Annotated in this window: 18 protein-coding genes; 10 read left to right on the forward strand and 8 right to left on the reverse strand. The window is 64.3% G+C overall.

What is annotated here, in order from left to right:
* Nucleotides 1–8: 8 nt before the first annotated feature.
* From BMW89_RS32900 to BMW89_RS32910, 3 genes are all read right to left on the reverse strand, one after another.
* Nucleotides 9–752 (reverse strand): SDR family oxidoreductase, encoded by a 744-nt coding sequence (locus tag BMW89_RS32900; RefSeq protein ID WP_092034491.1) that lies wholly within the window; start codon nucleotides 750–752, stop codon nucleotides 9–11.
* A 247-nt stretch (nucleotides 753–999) separates the two neighbouring features.
* Nucleotides 1000–1380 (reverse strand): hypothetical protein, encoded by a 381-nt coding sequence (locus BMW89_RS32905; RefSeq protein WP_143062873.1) that lies wholly within the window; start codon nucleotides 1378–1380, stop codon nucleotides 1000–1002.
* 229 nt (nucleotides 1381–1609) lie between these two features.
* Nucleotides 1610–2686, reverse strand: coding sequence for a methyl-accepting chemotaxis protein (locus BMW89_RS32910; RefSeq protein ID WP_092034493.1), 1077 nt, complete (start codon nucleotides 2684–2686; stop codon nucleotides 1610–1612).
* Nucleotides 2687–2965: 279 nt separating this feature from the next.
* Here BMW89_RS32910 and recJ point away from each other — a divergent pair, with 279 nt between their 5' ends.
* The 3 genes from recJ (at nucleotide 2966) to BMW89_RS32925 (ending at nucleotide 6560) form a co-directional block, all read left to right on the forward strand.
* On the forward strand, nucleotides 2966–4807 hold the full coding sequence (recJ, locus tag BMW89_RS32915; RefSeq protein ID WP_092034494.1) for a single-stranded-DNA-specific exonuclease RecJ: 1842 nt from the start codon (nucleotides 2966–2968) through the stop codon (nucleotides 4805–4807).
* A 49-nt stretch (nucleotides 4808–4856) separates the two neighbouring features.
* Entirely contained in the window at nucleotides 4857–5666 is an 810-nt protein-coding gene (locus BMW89_RS32920) for an SDR family NAD(P)-dependent oxidoreductase (RefSeq protein ID WP_177196497.1), read from the forward strand.
* A 96-nt stretch (nucleotides 5667–5762) separates the two neighbouring features.
* On the forward strand, nucleotides 5763–6560 hold the full coding sequence (locus BMW89_RS32925; RefSeq protein ID WP_092034496.1) for an aldolase: 798 nt from the start codon (nucleotides 5763–5765) through the stop codon (nucleotides 6558–6560).
* 6 nt (nucleotides 6561–6566) lie between these two features.
* Here the strand turns inward: BMW89_RS32925 and BMW89_RS32930 are convergent, their stop codons facing one another.
* Nucleotides 6567–7796, reverse strand: coding sequence for a lytic murein transglycosylase (locus BMW89_RS32930; RefSeq protein ID WP_092034497.1), 1230 nt, complete (start codon nucleotides 7794–7796; stop codon nucleotides 6567–6569).
* A gap of 122 nt (nucleotides 7797–7918) precedes the next feature.
* Between BMW89_RS32930 and BMW89_RS32935 the strand changes: the two genes are divergently transcribed.
* The 3 genes from BMW89_RS32935 to BMW89_RS32945 all read left to right on the forward strand — a co-directional run bounded on the left by BMW89_RS32935 (nucleotide 7919) and on the right by BMW89_RS32945 (nucleotide 8764).
* Complete coding sequence (locus BMW89_RS32935) at nucleotides 7919–8179, forward strand: hypothetical protein (RefSeq protein ID WP_092034498.1); 261 nt, start codon at nucleotides 7919–7921, stop codon at nucleotides 8177–8179.
* Nucleotides 8180–8241: 62 nt separating this feature from the next.
* Nucleotides 8242–8493 carry a hypothetical protein gene (locus BMW89_RS32940; protein WP_092034499.1) on the forward strand — a complete coding sequence of 84 codons (252 nt, stop codon included), beginning with the start codon at nucleotides 8242–8244 and terminating at the stop codon, nucleotides 8491–8493.
* An 85-nt stretch (nucleotides 8494–8578) separates the two neighbouring features.
* The gene (locus tag BMW89_RS32945) at nucleotides 8579–8764 is read left to right on the forward strand and encodes a hypothetical protein (protein ID WP_092034500.1); all 186 of its coding nucleotides are present in this window, start codon (nucleotides 8579–8581) and stop codon (nucleotides 8762–8764) included.
* Here the strand turns inward: BMW89_RS32945 and BMW89_RS32950 are convergent.
* A complete protein-coding gene (locus BMW89_RS32950) occupies nucleotides 8761–9288 on the reverse strand; it encodes a MarR family winged helix-turn-helix transcriptional regulator (protein ID WP_092034501.1) in 528 nt (175 codons plus the stop codon). The two genes, BMW89_RS32945 and BMW89_RS32950, sit on opposite strands and share 4 nt — an antisense overlap.
* Before the next feature lie 54 nt (nucleotides 9289–9342).
* Between BMW89_RS32950 and BMW89_RS32955 the strand changes: the two genes are divergently transcribed.
* On the forward strand, nucleotides 9343–9822 hold the full coding sequence (locus BMW89_RS32955; protein ID WP_092034502.1) for a carboxymuconolactone decarboxylase family protein: 480 nt from the start codon (nucleotides 9343–9345) through the stop codon (nucleotides 9820–9822).
* A gap of 20 nt (nucleotides 9823–9842) precedes the next feature.
* Entirely contained in the window at nucleotides 9843–10346 is a 504-nt protein-coding gene (locus BMW89_RS32960; RefSeq protein ID WP_092034503.1) for a cupin domain-containing protein, read from the forward strand.
* A 97-nt stretch (nucleotides 10347–10443) separates the two neighbouring features.
* On the opposite strand, the gene BMW89_RS32965 is transcribed toward BMW89_RS32960, so the two are convergent.
* From BMW89_RS32965 to efp, 3 genes are all read right to left on the reverse strand, one after another.
* The gene (locus tag BMW89_RS32965; RefSeq protein WP_092034504.1) at nucleotides 10444–11352 is read right to left on the reverse strand and encodes an amino acid ABC transporter substrate-binding protein; all 909 of its coding nucleotides are present in this window, start codon (nucleotides 11350–11352) and stop codon (nucleotides 10444–10446) included.
* Between the two features lie 168 nt (nucleotides 11353–11520).
* Nucleotides 11521–13143 carry a M23 family metallopeptidase gene (locus BMW89_RS32970; protein WP_092034505.1) on the reverse strand — a complete coding sequence of 541 codons (1623 nt, stop codon included), beginning with the start codon at nucleotides 13141–13143 and terminating at the stop codon, nucleotides 11521–11523.
* 25 nt (nucleotides 13144–13168) lie between these two features.
* Complete coding sequence (gene efp / locus BMW89_RS32975; protein ID WP_092034506.1) at nucleotides 13169–13735, reverse strand: elongation factor P; 567 nt, start codon at nucleotides 13733–13735, stop codon at nucleotides 13169–13171.
* A gap of 162 nt (nucleotides 13736–13897) precedes the next feature.
* Here efp and epmA point away from each other — a divergent pair, with 162 nt between their 5' ends.
* Both epmA and BMW89_RS32985 read left to right on the forward strand, forming a co-directional pair.
* Nucleotides 13898–14962 (forward strand): EF-P lysine aminoacylase EpmA, encoded by a 1065-nt coding sequence (epmA, locus tag BMW89_RS32980; RefSeq protein WP_092034507.1) that lies wholly within the window; start codon nucleotides 13898–13900, stop codon nucleotides 14960–14962.
* Complete coding sequence (locus BMW89_RS32985) at nucleotides 14959–16053, forward strand: lysine-2,3-aminomutase-like protein (RefSeq protein WP_092034508.1); 1095 nt, start codon at nucleotides 14959–14961, stop codon at nucleotides 16051–16053. The genes epmA and BMW89_RS32985 overlap by 4 nt, the downstream gene beginning before the upstream one ends.
* The last annotated feature ends 21 nt before the right edge of the window (nucleotides 16054–16074 follow it).

The raw sequence follows: 16074 nt of genomic DNA on the forward strand, positions 1-16074 counted from the left end.
TGTCCTTCTCAGAGGCCTGCGAGCCATGTTGCGAGCGGGATTTTCCCGAGCCGCGCTTCGCCCAGCGGATTCAGCGACGTGTCGTCGATGGGGGCGCCGTAATACGTTGCCTTCGGGTCTCCCACCACCGCACGGGCGTCGCCCGACGCCTTCAGGCGGCGCGCGACGAATTCGTTGAAGGGGGCTTTCTCAGGCCCTGCGATATCGATCGTGCCGTTGAGCGGCCGGCCTATTGCGACTTCCGCGAGGCGATCGGCCACGTCCTCGGCCGCGATCGGCTGAAACTGGGCCGAGGGAACGACGATCTTGCCGTCAATCACACCCATTTCGCCAATGGCGCCGAGGAATTCAAAAAACTGGGTGGCGCGCACGATCGAGTAGGGGACCGCAGAGGACTTGATGATGGTCTCCTGGGCGAGCTTGGCACGGAAATATGCAATGTCTGGCGATCGTTCGGTGCCCACGATCGACAGTGCCACGTGGTGCTTCACGCCCGCGGCGGCCTCTGCTGCGAGGAGATTTGTGCTCGAACGCTGGAAGAAATCGAGCACCGCGGCCGGCTCCCACGACGGCGCGTTGGCAACGTCGACGACGACATCCGCGCCCGCCAGCACTGCTGCGAGGCCTTCTCCGGTCACGGCGTTCACACCTGATTTCGGCGAAGCTGCCACGGCCTCGTGGCCCTGCTGCTTCAGCTTCGCCACGAGCTTGGATCCGATCAATCCGGTGCCGCCGATCACAACGATCTTCATGGCCTGTCTCCTTGGAATTTTGCGAGCGTGGGACGATTGAAGTCGGGTGGCGCCCACGCGCTCCTGATGCGAGCCGTATTTTACAGGAGCAATGGGGCAGGCTCTTGCCTGGAATCGGCCTGCGTTGCCGAAAAGTGCTCAAGACATGCCGTTGCGTTGAGACAGCAATTGGTCAGGGTTATTGCCGTGTAGCTTGAGTGGACGTCCGCTGGCCGTATGAGTAATCGGTTGCCGGCAAGGATACGGCTCACCAGTGCGATCGGATTTCCGGGGGAAATGTGTATCGCCCGCGCTCGCGTCCGGGCAGTGTCGATTTGCGGATGCCGCCGCAGGCGCTGACGCGATCCGCGACCGCCTCACGATGAAATTGGTCGATGTCGCTCAGCGAAGCCGCTGAGATGTCGCAAGCTTCCTTTTGATCACGCGCGTATTTGGCGATGTCGGCCCACGCCACAGAGACGTGGACATAGGCATCGCAACGTTCTTGTGCCGCGAGCCCGTTTGTCTTGTTCAATGCCGCATCAGCCTCGGCGTACAGCCGCGTCAATTTAGGGCATTTTTCCTGCGAAGTCGCAGGAGCAGCGAGCAGCACGATCATCGCCAAGGCTAGACCAGCCGTATGCAGCATGGGCTTCCTCACGCTTGATGCCGGATGCCGGATTTGTAGGAAGGTGTTTGGGCGCATCTGTGACGGGCGAACCATCCCCCGAGATGCACCAACAACGGATTATGCAATCATTGCAGATTGCCAGTGTTTTGCCCGACGGGTCAAACGGTCGGACTGGCCGAAAAGCCCAATGTTATCAGCCCCATTCTACTGTGCATGGGGTTGTTTTCGCAGCTTTTGTTTTGGCGCCTCACGCCCCGCAGACGATCACGCCGTACCAGCCGAGCCCGCGATAGGTCTCGTAGCCCGGGGTGGCATGGAAGGCGACCATCGTGCCGGAGCGTTCCTGATAGAAGCCGGAGCGCTGGCCGTTGAGCGAGAGCGCGATGCGTTCGCTCAGAATGCCATGGCCGTCGGAGGCGGCGATGACGCGAAAATTCGAGTCGACCAGCAGCACGCGGGCCTTGTCGTTGTCGCCGACGCGGACGCCTTGCACGATCGCGCGGGCCTGCGGCTCCCAGTCGAAATGGATGGCGAGCACGCCGATCGGCGCGCCGTTGGCCTGGCCGCCGGCGCGGACGCTGGCGCAATAGGTTGCGACCTGCGCGTTGCCGAGCAGGGACTGGCTCTCGACGTCGCCGGCAACATAATCGTCACCGGAACGCAGGGTCTTCGCTTCGCGAAACCATTTGGTGTGGGCGACGTTCTGGCCGACCACATGAAAACGATCCGCGCGGCCGTTGGCGATGACGTTGCCGTCGAGATCGCAGAGCCAGAGGTCGAGATAGACGGTATAGGCGCCGAGGATCACGCCGAGGCGCTGCGAAGCGTACGTGACAGCCGCCGGCGCGGGCGAGGCCGCGCAATCGACCACGGCGGAATCGGTCGCCCACCAGCGCACGTCGCACGTGCGCTCATAGAGGTTGCGGTCGATCAGCTCGACTGCGTTCAGCGACAAATCGACCATGCGTTCGCCGCGCGAGCGCTGGCTCATGCGGTCGATCGAGGAGACGAGGTCGCCGGTGCGCTTCGTCAGCTGGGATTCAAGCTCGCGCGCGATGGTCTCGACCTGCTGGCCGACGCCGCGCACCTCCTGCGCCACCACTGCGAAGCCCGCGCCTTGCGCGCCGGCGCGCGAGCTCTCGATCAGCGCGTTCAGCGCCAGCATCTTCATCTGGTTGGTGATCTGCTGGATCGACTTGGTCTTGTCGACCGCGATCTGGTTGACCTCCGCGGTCAGGCGATTGATCAGCGCGGAGATGTCGGAATCATCGTCGGCGGGTTCGGTGGCGATCGGCTTGGCTTTGAGACCCAGCGCAGCAGACATCGGGGGACTTCCCTTGGCAATGTGGCCTGATCTGCAATGAACCCGGAACAATCACGTACAGATCGAATACGAGTCTTTTTCTAGGATTCAACCTAACGCCTGCTTAATTTGCTGTTTGGCGGAATGCCTAAATGATAGTCACTCGGGCCTGCGGGGCGGCCATCCACCGCTTTGTGCCGCCCGGCCGTTGCAAATCTCCGTGGTTTCCCGGCCAATCCGGTAGTCAGTGATCCGTGTGATCGCCCGGGTCCCCAGAGTTCCAACAGTCAGCCGTTCGTCATGACGCCGCCCGCCACCGCCTTGCCCGTCGAAACGCCCCAGGCGTTCCTGGGCGTCGCGCGTTCGCTCACTGACAAGCTTTGGCGCGACCGGCTGGACGCGCGGGGGGCGGCCAAATCGCTTGCCATCGTGCAGCAGCACCAATTGCCGGAGCTGCTGGCAAGGGTGCTGGCGGGCCGCGGCGTCGATAGCGACGCGGTTGCCGACTTCCTCGATCCGACCATCCGGAAGCTCATGCCGGATCCGTTCACGGTGACGGAGATGGAAGCTGCCTCCAAGCGGATCGCGGATGCGGCGACGAAGGGCGAGAAGGTCGCGATCTTCGGCGACTATGACGTTGACGGCGCGACCTCGGCGGCGTTGCTGGCCTGGCACCTGCGCCATTGCGGGCTCGATCCGCTGATCCACATTCCCGACCGCATTTTTGAGGGCTATGGCCCGAACGTCGATGCGGTTCGTGGGCTCGCGGCAAAGGGCGCCACGCTGCTCGTCACCGTCGATTGCGGCACCACCAGCATCGAGCCGCTTGCTGAAGCCAAGCGCCTTGGCATGTCCGTCGTCGTGATCGATCACCATCAGGCCGGCACCGAGCTGCCGGAGGTCGACGCGCTGGTCAATCCGAACCGGCTCGACGATCTCTCCGGCCTCGGCCATCTCGCAGCCGTCGGCCTCGTGCTGGTGACGCTGGTTGCGGTCAACCGCGAGCTGCGCCAGCGCGGCTTCTGGACTACGGAGATGCCCGAGCCTGATCTGCTCGGCATGCTGCATCACGTCGCGCTCGGCACCGTCGCCGACGTCGCGCCGCTGATCGGTCTCAACCGCGCCTTCGTCGCCAAGGGGCTGATCGCGATGCGGCGGCGCGACCATGTCGGCCACACCGCGCTGATGGACGTGGCGCGGCTCAACGGCCCGCCGGAGGCCTGGCATCTCGGCTTCATGCTGGGGCCGCGTATCAATGCCGGTGGCCGCATCGGCCGTGCCGATCTCGGCGTGCGGTTGCTGCTGGAAGGCGACAGCGTCGAGGCCGCGCGGATCGCCGCCGAGCTCGATCGTCTCAACAGCGAGCGCCGCGTCATCGAGCAGGGGGCAGAAGCTCAGGCCGAAGCCGAGGCGCTGGCTTCGATCGGGTTCGAGGACAAGCTCGGAATCATCGTCACCGCGTCCGAAGGCTGGCACCCCGGCGTGGTCGGCCTAGTTGCGTCCCGCCTGAAAGAGAAGTTTTCGCGGCCGGCCTTTGCCATTGCGCTGGAGCCCGGCGGCATCGGCACCGGATCCGGCCGCTCGATCGCCGGCGTCGACATCGGCAAGGCGGTTCGGCAGGCGGTGACCGATGGCATCCTGCTGAAGGGCGGCGGCCACGCCATGGCCGCAGGCGTGACGCTGCGTAAAGAGAAGCTCGCCGAGTTTCGCGCCTATCTCGAAAATGCGCTGGCGCGTGACGTCGCCGCGGCACGCCATGTCAACGAGCTCTACATCGACGGCGCGGTTTCGGCGCGCGCGGTGACGACGGAGCTTGCGGCCACGCTCAACCGCGCCGGTCCCTTCGGCAGCGGCAATCCGGAAGCCGTGCTGGCGCTGCCGGCGCATCAGCTCGTCTATGCCGACGAGGTCGGCCAGGCGCATCTGCGCCTACGCTTCAAGTCGGGCGATGGCGCCATCGTCAACGGCATTGCGTTCCGTTCGGTCGGCCAGAAGCTTGGCAATGCTTTGGTGGCGAACCGCGGACAGCAATTGCATGTCGCTGGATCATTGTCGGTCGATCGCTATCAGGGCGCCGAGCGCGTGCAATTCCGCGTCATCGATGTTGCGCTTCCGGACCAGGGGCCGTCCGTGATTAGATAAGATCATGCGAAGAAGATAACTCGCTCAAACAACAAAAAAGGGAGTGAACATGGCAGGGCAGGTTGAGGGCAAGGTCGCGCTGGTGACAGGCGGCGCTTCTGGCATAGGCGAGGCGATCGTCGAGCTGTTCGCGCGCGAGGGAGCGACTGTCGTCATCACTGACATCGACGAGCTGCGCGGCCCCGAGCTCGCCAAGCGCATCACCAAGGCCGACGGCAAGGCGATCTTCCTGGAGCAGGACGTTACCTCTGAGGAGCGCTGGATCGAGGTCGTCGCCGAAATCGCAAAGCGTTACGGCCGGCTCGACATCATGGTCTCCAATGCCGGCATCGGCATTGCCGTGCCCTCGATCGTCGACATGACGCTCTCTGACTGGCGCAAGCAAAACGCGATCAACCTCGACGGCGTATTTCTCTCGGTGAAGCACTGCCTGCCGTTGATGCGCAAGACCGGCGGCGGCTCGATCGTCGTGATGTCCTCGCTCGCGGGCCTGCGCGGCTCGCCCGGCCTGTCGGCCTATTCGGCGACCAAGGGCGGTGTGCGGCTGTTCGCCAAATCGATCGCGATGGAATGCGCGGCGGCGGGCGACGGCATCCGCGTCAACTCCGTGCATCCCGGCATCATCGATACGCCGATCTGGGGCAAGATCCCGACCGGTGCGACCGGCGCCGGTCAGAACGCGCCGATCGATCCCGAGGAGCGTGCGCGCGTCGTCACGCCGCTCGGCCGCGCCGGGGAGGCTGCGGAGATCGCCTCCGGCGTGCTGTATCTGGCGTCAGATGCCTCGCGCTACGTCACCGGCAGCGAACTCGTCATCGACGGCGGCATGAACGCCGGCGGGGTGCCACGGCGCGCGTGAGAGGCGCAGGGCAGGGTGGCGGTCGCAGGGGCTGACGCGCAGGCGCAGCCCCTGTAAAAGGCGGACAGCTCCCGACCGACAGAGGTGTTCTTCGCCATGGCGCACAGCCTTCATTCGTCCTCTCCCGCGCCTGAGCCCGTCCGCTCGAACCGGCCCGACCTCGCCACCGACGCGATCCGTACGGCGCGTGAGGACCTTGCCGCCTGCTTCCGCATGGCCGCGCGCAACGGCTTTGAAGAAGGCATCTGCAACCATTTCTCGGCCGTCGTGCCCGGTCATGACGATCTCTTTCTCGTCAACCCCTATGGCTATGTCTTCCGCGAGATGACCGCGTCAAAACTCCTGGTCTGCGACTTCCACGGCAACGTGCTCGACGGCGAGGGCGTGCCCGAGGCGACCGCCTTCTACATCCATGCCGAGATGCACAAGCGCCTGCCGCGCGCCAAGGTCGCCTTCCACACCCACATGCCCTATGCCACCGCGCTGTCGATGACCGAGGGCGATCCGCTGATCTGGGCCGGCCAGACCGCGCTGAAATTCTACGGCCGCACGGCGGTGGACCGCGACTATAACGGTCTCGCGCTCGACAACCGCGAGGGTGCGCGCATCGCGTCTGCCGTCGGCAATGCCGACATCGTCTTCATGAAGCATCACGGCGTGATGGTGCTGGCGCCGACGATCGCGGAGGCCTGGGACGATCTCTATTATCTCGAACGCGCCGCCGAGGTGCAGGTGCTGGCGATGTCGACGGGACGAAAGGTGCTGCCGGTCGATGCCGCCATCGCCGCCGAGACCTACAAGCAGATGCGCGATGGCGATTCCGAATCCGCGCGGCTGCATCTCGCGGCGGTCCGCAGGCAGCTCGACGCAGAAGAGCCGCAGTATAGGCACTGAGGTCGCTTACGACCCCTGACGCAGCTTCGCCAGCACCTTCAGCCCGCCATAGCCATCCGCCGGCGTAATCCCCGCGCGCTGCTGGAAATCCTTGATCGCCTTCATAGTGTCGTTGCCGACGCGGCCGTCGGTGCCGCCGGTATCAAAACCGGCCTTGGTCAGCCGCGTCTGCATTTCCTGCACCTCGGCGAGCGTCAGCGCGCGCTCGGAGCCGGGGAAGGGCTGGATGAAGGGCGGCGCACCGAGGCAGCGATCGCCGAGATGGCAGATCGCCAGCGCATAGTTCATCGAGGGATTGTAGCTCTTCACCGCGTTGAAATTCGGTCCGAGCAGGAAGGTCGGTCCGCCCGCGACAGGTGTCCACATCTGCGCGGTTGCGTTGGGCTGTGGAAACGGCTGGCCGTCGGCGCGGGTGACACCCGCTGAAGTCCACGCGGCATAGGTCCGGGTGCCGCTCGCCTCTCCGGACGCGCGCACCTCATAGCCCCAGTGTTCGCCACGATGCCACTTGCCGCGATTGACGAGGTACTTTGCGGTCGAGCCCAGCGCGTCGTCGGGCTTGCCGAATGGCGAGACCTTGCCGTCGCCGTCATAGTCGATGCCGACATTGAGCCAGACCTCAGGCATCCATTGCGAATGCCCCATCGCGCCGGCCCAGGATCCCTGCATCTGCTCGGGCGTGCTCCAGCCCTTGTCGACGATGCGCAGCGCGTTGATCAGCTCGGTCTCCCAATAGGCTTTCCGGCGGGGCTCGTTCCAGGCAAGTGCTGCAAGCGATGGGAATACCGGCGTCATGTGGTTCTGCTGCACCAGCGGATCGCCGTAAGCAGATTCCACGCCCCACAGCGCCAGCAGCGTGCCGCGCTCGACGCCGAAATCGCGCTCGATCCGCGCAAGCAGCGCCTCGTTGTTCTTCAGCGCGATCTTGCCGTTGATGATGCGCCAGTCGGAGACGCGGCGGTTGATGTATTGCCAGACCTGTTCGTGGAATTCGGGCTGGTTGCGCATCTGCTTGAACACGCTCATGTCCGGTTCGACCCGCGCCATCGCGCGCTGCCAGGTTGCGGCCGAAATGCCTTTTGCCATGGCGCGAGCACGAAACCCCTCGCGCCATTCGTCGAATCCCGCTGGGGCGGCGAGGACGTGTGCAGGGAATGCGAGCAAGGCGGCTGCGCCAAGCGTCGATTGGAGCAGGGCGCGGCGGGTGTGATGGGCCGAGGAATCAGCTTGGTTCATGGAGCCATTCTACCGGGAAACACGGCGTCTGTGGGCAGGTTCCGGGAACACGGGAATTTGGGATCCTCGGAACAAAGTGTCGCAGTCCCGCATTTCCTCCGCACACATTGGAGGATGAGACAATGAAAAAATATCTGTTTGCCGCCGCCATGGTCACCGCCATCGCGGCTCCTGCGTTCGCTGATGAAGTCGGCGTTCATGTCGGACCGGTCGGTGCTGGCGTGACAGTCGGTCAGTCTCACGAGTATCGTGAGCGGGACCGCGATCGTGACCGCACCACGGTCATCCGGGAGCGCGAGCCGTCCGACCGCACAACGGTGATCAAGAAGGAAGATGAATACGGCAATCGCAGCAAGACCGTGATTCATCACGACAACGACTGACGAAGCAGGGCCCCGGCTGCAGGGCTGGGGCCCAGTTTTGTTCATCAGGAATTCGGGGTGGAATGAAGATACGCGCGCATGCGGAAAGCCATGTCGTCGAGCTCGACGACGGATCGCAATGGCAGATTTTCGCCGGCGACCTCGCGACCACGCTGAGCTGGAAGCCCGAAACTGATCTTTACCTGGAGCCGAGCCGCGACCGGGTGAGTTCGCATGTGCTGGTGAGTGGCTCCGACCAGAGCCGCGTGCGGGTGATTGCTGCGGGGCAGAGCTGGCCCGACGGCGAGGTTAAGAAAGCGTTGAAGGGCGGGTAGGCCGCGCCTGCGCCACGCCAGATATCCCCATTTTTAAGCCTGCCCTTTTACGGTCGATTCGCTTCCGTCTGCGCATGATGCGCCCATGCGGGAGCTGTTCGACATCATCCGTGCCAATCCCTGGCCGTTCGGCGCTGGGCTGTTCGTCGTGATCCTGATGATCATGGCCGAGAACTTTGGTCGTGGAATCCATGGCGACGGCGCCTCGGGCGGCGACTTCTTGGATGGCGGTGACGGCGGCTGCGGTGGTGACGGAGGCGGCGGCGACTAGGCCTGGTCGTCCTGCAATTCAGTTGCGACGTTAGCAAGCCATCGGCGAATGCTTGCCTCGGCCTTGGCATCGAGGCCGCCAGCAAGCCGCTTCTCCAGCGAGATGACGCGCTCCCTGCATGCTTTCAGCAGCGTCGCCCCGCGCGGCGTCAGCGTCCATTGCTGGATGCGGCCGTGGACGGGATGGGGCGTCATCAGAATCGCGCCGTCGCGTTCGAGATTGCGAATGATGACGCCCACCGTCTGCGGTGTGAGGAAGGTAAGGCGGGCAACATCGGCGCCTGATAGTCCCGGATAGGCGTTCAGCATCGTCAGCACCGCGAATTGCGGTGACGTCACCCCGAGATCGGCGAGTGTCCGTTCCATCGTCAGGCGGACCGCGGCATGGGCCTGGCGCAAGAGATAACCGAGATAGCCTTCTTCGCCGCGCTTGCCTTCGCCCGGAGCAGGTACGCGCACAGCGTCAGGCCCGGCGGTTTTACCCCGGGATTTCGATCTCGTGATATCGGGCGTCTTGCGCAACATATAAGTGCTCTTATAATATGTAAGTAGTCTTACAATAGCACGAGGTGAACGGCAATGTCACACGCCCGCAGCGAATACGAGGATTTCAAGCGGATTGCGCCTGATGCCTACGATCTTGTGCTGGCGCTGGGCCAGGTGGCGGCCAAGGCGGGCCTCGACAAGCAGCTGCTCGAACTGGTCAAGCTGCGCGCCTCGCAGATCAATGGCTGCGCCTTCTGCGTGCAGCATCATGTACTTCTCTCGGAGCGGCTCGGCGTGCCCGCGGACAAGCTCCATCTGGCTGCGGTCTGGCGCGAAGCGCCGATCTACTCGGCGCGCGAGCGTGCAGCGCTGGCCTGGGCCGAGGCATTGACCCTGCTGCCCAACGGCTTCGGCGACGAGGTCTATGCCGAGGTGCAGCGTGAATTCTCAGAGACCGAGCTGATGTACCTGACCTCGGCCATTGCTTCGATCAACGTCTGGAACCGCTTTGGCGCAGCCTTTCGCTGGACGCCGGCGAAGCGGCCGGTCGCGGCGAATGCCGCGGCGTCTTGATTGCAACGAGGGAGGCCGTCATGACTGCAATGAATTTGGCCACCACGCGGTGCCCAGTACCGTCGCGTTCGATGGCACTGGCCGTTGTCGGAGGGCTCGCCTGCGCACTCGCTATCGGCAAGGCGCTGCCGGTGACGATGGACACCGTATCAGGCGCGTTCGCGCCGCTCTGCGCCAATGCTGCGGAGAGCTCGCCGCTCGACAAGGTCGAGCCGATCGGCTCCTACGCGTTGCCCAACGTGCCGGGCAAGCGTGTCACCATCGTGCGCGTGTTCTACGGTCCCGGCGGATTTTCGCGGCCGCACCGGCATGCCGGCTCGGTCACCGCCTACATCACCAAGGGCGAGATCCGTTCCCAGCTCGGCGGCGGCCCGGTCGAAACGTTCGGTGTCGGCCAGTCGTTCTTCGAGCCGCCGGGCGCGACGCACCTGGTGTCGGCCAATGCCAGCAACACCGAGCCGGCCGAGTTGATTGCGGTGTTTGTGGCGGACGAGGGCGCGCAGCTGACGACGCTTTTGGATTGATCTGTAGCCCGGGTGAGCGGAGCGACACCCGGGAACAGTCGCAGTGAGAGCCCCGGATGTCGCTTCGCTCATCCGGGCTACGTGTCTCGCGTGCTTTTTAGCCGCCGTACGACGCCGGATCGGGATTGTCGGACGGATGCTCGAACGACTTCTTCATCGACACCGGCATCGGCACGTGAAAATTCAGGCCGCGCGGCGGCACCGGCTCCATGAACCATTTGTTGTAGATCTTCTCGATCTCCGGGCTCTTGTAGAGCTTTGCGGTCGCGCGATCGACCACGGCCTTGAACTGCGCGTCGTCCTTGCGCAGCATGATGCCGTAGGGCTCAGGATCGGAAAACGCGCCGGTACTGATCGCATAGAGCGAGGGATCCTTCGAGGAGGCGATCATGGCTGCAAGCTGGATGTCGTCCATGACGAAGGCCTCGGCGCGATCGGTCTCGACCATCAGGAACGCTTCGGGGACGTCCTTGGCATTCATGACGTTGATGCCGAGCGAGCGGGCCGCATTGGCCTTGTTGAGCTGGGTGATGTTGGTCGTGCCCGAGACCGAGACGACGGCCTTGCCCTTGAGGTCGTCGACCTGGTCGAGCTTCGAGGCCTTCTTCGATACGAAGCGGCTCGCCGTGAGGAAATGCGTGTTGGTGAACCACACCTGTTTCTGGCGATCGGCGTTGTTGGTCGTCGAGCCGCATTCGAGATCGACGGTGCCGTTCGCCATCAGCGGAATGCGGTTGGACGAGGTGACCAGGTTCTCGTTGACCGCGAGCTTGTCCAGCTTGAGCTCGGCCTTGATCTCCTCGACGATCTTCATGCAGATGTCGATGGCGTAGCCGACCGTCTTCTGCTTCTCGTCGATATAGCTGAAGGGCACGGCACTGTCGCGCACCCCGAGCGTGATCGCACCGGTCTCCTTGATCTTCTTCAACGTGCCGGTCAGATCCTGCGCATGAACCGGCATGGCGAACGCGATGGCCAGAACAGCCGCCGTGGTGAGACTACGCATGTACTTCCCTTCCTCCAGTGTGCCTGCCGGAGGCAAAGCAATTCTGGGGCCAGAGAAGGCCGGGTCATTCGATCGATCTGGAGCTGGCCGGTCGGGCCCCGCGCGCCAAGGAAGGGGCCGCCATCAGATTGTCATCGAGGTGCGCCGCGGAGCGAGGCGTGAACTGCCTCAATTCTCCTCGCTGCTCGATCCCTCACGCTGGTCCGGCTTGATCACGTCCTCCGGCAGCGCATGTGCCACCGGCTGGGTCGTGATCGCGATTTCGGGGCCGACCTCACGGCCGCGGCCGCGGATCAGCCGCTCATAGGCCGAGACCAGCGTGACGTAGGGACTGACCCAGATCCAGCCGTCGCGGGTGAACACCTGGACGTCGAAATGCAGGTGCATCGAGGTGCCGGCGGGATGGTCGAGATAATTCGAGACCAGGCCGATCTTTTCGCCTTCGGTGACGAGGCGCCCGTTGAGCAGGCCATCGGCGTTCATCGATTGCGGGTTCATGTGCATGTAGCGAAAGCGGATGTGCTCGGTCCGGCTGTTGATCTCGAGCGTCGCGGCCTGGTCCTTGGCGGCGCGGATCACGATGGCGTCGCGCACCGCGACGACGGCGCGCTGCTTGGGATCACAGGGTTCGCGGCCTTCGCCTGATGGCGGGCAGTCGGCCGCGCGGATGTCCTCGCCCTGGTGGCCATAACCGCCGGCGCATTGCCAGACTTCGAAGCTGCGGGACTCGCAGAAATTATCGCGCCAGGGATAGGCGGTCGGGCCCTCGTTCTTGTCGCGCTTGCCATAGGATTGCGAGCGTACGAAAGCGGGCGCCTTCTCCAGCGGAAAGCGGATCTGCGCATAGGCCATCACGTCGGGATGGCCGCTCTTGTTGCGGTAACCGGTGTTCGGGATGATGTCTCCGCTCGGCCGGTAGCTGAAATCGGCCGAGCGCGCTGCGGGACGATCGACGATGTCGGAGGCGATTTCCATCAGCGGCCGCATGCGCTGGCCGCCGGCGAGGCGCAGCGCTTTCAGGAAACGCTCGGCAACCGGGTAGGCTTCCTTGCAGGCCAGCCGCCGCGGTTTTGCGACGCTGTCCAGGCACTGCACGGAGACGACATAGGCAACGCCGAAGCGGGTGAAGGCGTAGCGGACATAGCCTTCCCGGATGAATCTGCGCAGGTCCGGATAGAGGATCGCAAGCGGCTTGAGCGGCTCGCCCTTGCCGCCGGCGGGATCGGCGATGTCATAGAGCAGCGCAGAGCCCGTGATCTGCACTTCGACCGGCCTGGCGTAGACGCGGCTCGGCATGCCGTCACCCGCGCCGGGCTCGAATGAGAACGTGGCGCTGTAGCCGGCGGGGCCGGCCTCGAACATGTCGACGGGATTGAAATCGGCCTGATAGCGCGACAGCGTCAGGCTCGCCGGCGCGCCGCTGCGCTGGGCCTCGAGATAGGCGCCGGCGTCGAACGGCAGCAGCACGGGCACGGAGCTGCGGGCAATGCCGGTGAAGAATTGCGAGGAGACCGCGTTGAGCTGCACCAGCGCCGGCGTCGCGCGCGGATCGTAGCGCGGCACCGAGCGGCGGGGTGCGAAGATGAAGTCACCCGCGATCTGGGGGCGGCTGTTGACCTCGGCACGGAGCTGGTCGAGCGCTGCGCGCCAATCGACGCGCAGGGCCGTGAGCGAGGGGCTGCGAATCTCGTCCGCTGCGAGCGGCGTGGCGGTGAGGAGCGACAGCGACGCCAGAAGCAGCGAGACGAAGCGGAAACTCTTCCCAACCACTGTCTCGCCCCCCGGCGGCACCTGTTTCGTGTCCTCGATCCCTCGCTTAGTCCTTGGCGCGCTCGGAGTAGGAGCCGTCTTCGGTCGTCACCACGATGCGGGTCCCGACTGCGATGTGCGGCGGCACCGTGGTGCGCAGGCCGTTTGAGAGCACCGCGGGCTTGTAGGACGACGAGGCGGTCTGGCCCTTGGTCACGGGCTCGGTCTCGACCACTTCCAGCGTCACGCGCTGTGGCAGCGTAATCGACACCGGCGTGGTGTTGTGCATGGACAGCTTGACCGTCATGCTCTCCTGAAGATACGCGGACGAGTTGCCGATGACGTCTTTCTGCACCTGGACCTGATCATAGGATTCCGGGTCCATGAAGTGGTAGCCGTCAGCATCTTCATAGAGGAAGGTGTAGTTGCGCTCTTCGATCGTGGCCTTCTCGACCTGGTCGGTGGTCTTGTAGCGCTCGGAGATCTTTACCCCGTCCGAGATTCGGCGCATTTCGATCTGGCTGACCGGAGTGCCCTTGCCGGGATGGATGTTCTCGGCGGTCACGACGACATAAAGCTTGCCGTCTTGCTCGATCACGTTGCCCTTGCGAATAGAACTGGCGATGACTCTCAAAGCTATATTTCCTGCTTGCTTGGCCCGGCTCCGGCCAGGACGTGGTCAAATCTCGGGGGGACTCGGGGTCTCAAATCGGACCTCGGCGACCGTTTCGGGCCGCAACATACTGATTTTGCCGTTGGAAGCCAGCATTTTGCTGACCTGCGGGGCGGTGGGTTGATGGCTGGGGACAAGCCGATTTCCCCGTTCTGGTCGCCCGGGAGGCACCTCGACCGGCGGCCTTTCCTCCAGGCCAGGGGGGCCATGACCGGGTCTCTCAGGGGCTTTTTCGCCGAGCAGGGGTTCGTCGAGGTCGAAACCTCCGTCCTCCAGGTCTCCCCGGGCAATGAAACCCATCTGCACGCCCCCCGGACCGAGATCGTGCTGCCTGACGGCAGCCGGGCCAGCCGATACCTGCGGACCTCCCCGGAATTCGCCTGCAAGAAGCTGCTGGCGGCCGGGGAGCCCCGAATCTTCGAGTTCGCCCGGGTGTTTCGCGACCGCGAGCGCGGCGACCTGCATCTGCCCGAATTCACCATGCTGGAATGGTACCGGGCCGGCGCGCCCTATGACGCCATCATGGCCGACACCGTCGTCGTGATTGCCCGCGCGGCGCAGGCGACCGGGATCGGAGCCTTCTCCTTCCGCGGCCGGACCGCCGACCCCTTCGCCGAGCCGGAGCTGCTGACGGTCGCGGACGCTTTCGAACGGTTCGCGGGGATAGACCTGCTGTCGACAATCTCGGGCAACGAGGGTAACCGTGCCGCGCTCGCCGAGGCGGCAGCCGGCAAGATCCGCGTCGCCGAGGACGACACCTGGTCGGACATCTTCAGCAAGGTCCTGGTCGAGCATGTCGAACCGCATTTGGGGCAGGGGCGTTTGACCATTCTGTTCGAATACCCATCTCCGGAGGCGGCGCTGGCGCGGGTGAAGGCTAGCGATCCCAGGGTCGCGGAACGGTTCGAAGTCTATGCCTGCGGCGTCGAGCTCGCCAACGGCTTTGGCGAGCTGACCGACGCCGAGGAGCTGCGCAAACGCTTCACGGAATCGATGGCGGAGAAGCAGCGCCGCTACGGCGAGGCCTATCCGCTGGACGAGGATTTTCTGGCCGCGGTCGCAGCCATGCCGGAGGCGAGCGGTGTTGCGCTCGGTTTCGACCGTCTGGTGATGCTGGCGAGCGGCGCATCGCGAATTGATCAGGTGGTGTGGACACCGCCTGCAAATGAAACGTTAAGTGAGAGATGACGAAGACCAATCTTGCACGCACCTTGCGCGAGCCGGCCGAACTCGTGGCCGCGGACCTCGTGCCTGCCGCGGCGCTGCCCGCGCTGGAACGCGTCGCCGCGCGCTACGCGGTTGCGATCACACCGGCGCTGGTCGAGTTGATCGACAATTCCGATCCCGACGATCCCATCGCCCGGCAATTCGTTCCGACGGAAGCAGAGCTCGAGATGCAGCCGGGCGAGAACGCCGATCCGATTGGCGACCACCCGCATTCGCCTGTACCAGGCATCGTCCATCGCTATCCCGATCGCGTCTTGTTCAAGCTTGTTCACGTCTGCGCGGTCTATTGCCGCTTCTGTTTCCGCCGCGAGATGGTGGGCCCCGGCAAGGAGAATGCGCTGTCGGAGACCGCCTATCGTGCGGCAATCGACTACATCCGCGCGCACAGCGAGATCTGGGAAGTGATCCTGACCGGCGGCGATCCGCTGATGCTCTCGCCGCGTCGCATGAGCGAGATCATGGCCGATCTCGCCGGCATCGATCACGTCAAGATCATCCGCCTTCACACCCGCGTGCCCGTGGCCGATCCCGCGCGCATCAGCGACGAAATGGTCGCGGCGCTGAAGGTTCGGGGCGCGACCACCTGGGTCGCAGTGCATGCCAATCATGCGCGCGAGCTGTCGGGTCCGGCGCGTGCCGCCTGTGCGCGGCTGGTCGATGCCGGAATTCCCCTGGTGAGCCAGTCCGTGCTTTTGCGCGGGGTCAATGACAACATCGCGGCTTTGTCGGATTTGATGCGAGCTTTCGTCGAATGCCGGATCAAGCCCTACTATCTGCATCACGGAGATCTCGCGCCGGGCACCGTGCATTTGCGAACGACGCTGGCGAAAGGCCAGGATTTAATGCGGCAGCTGCGCGGACGGGTATCAGGACTGTGCCAGCCTGACTATGTCCTCGACATTCCCGGTGGCGCCGGCAAATCGCCGGTCGGACCGAATTATGTGTTGGCGGCACAAAATACCGCAGCCGATGCGCGTGAAGCGGACCAGGAAACGCGCTATCGTATCGTGGACTATTGTGGCGACGTTCATCTCTATCCGCCCGAGAGCTGAAGGGGGAGAGAACGCCGGTTT

It is taken from the genome of Bradyrhizobium sp. OK095 (genome assembly GCF_900109945.1).
Classification (GTDB): Bacteria; Pseudomonadota; Alphaproteobacteria; order Rhizobiales; family Xanthobacteraceae; genus Bradyrhizobium.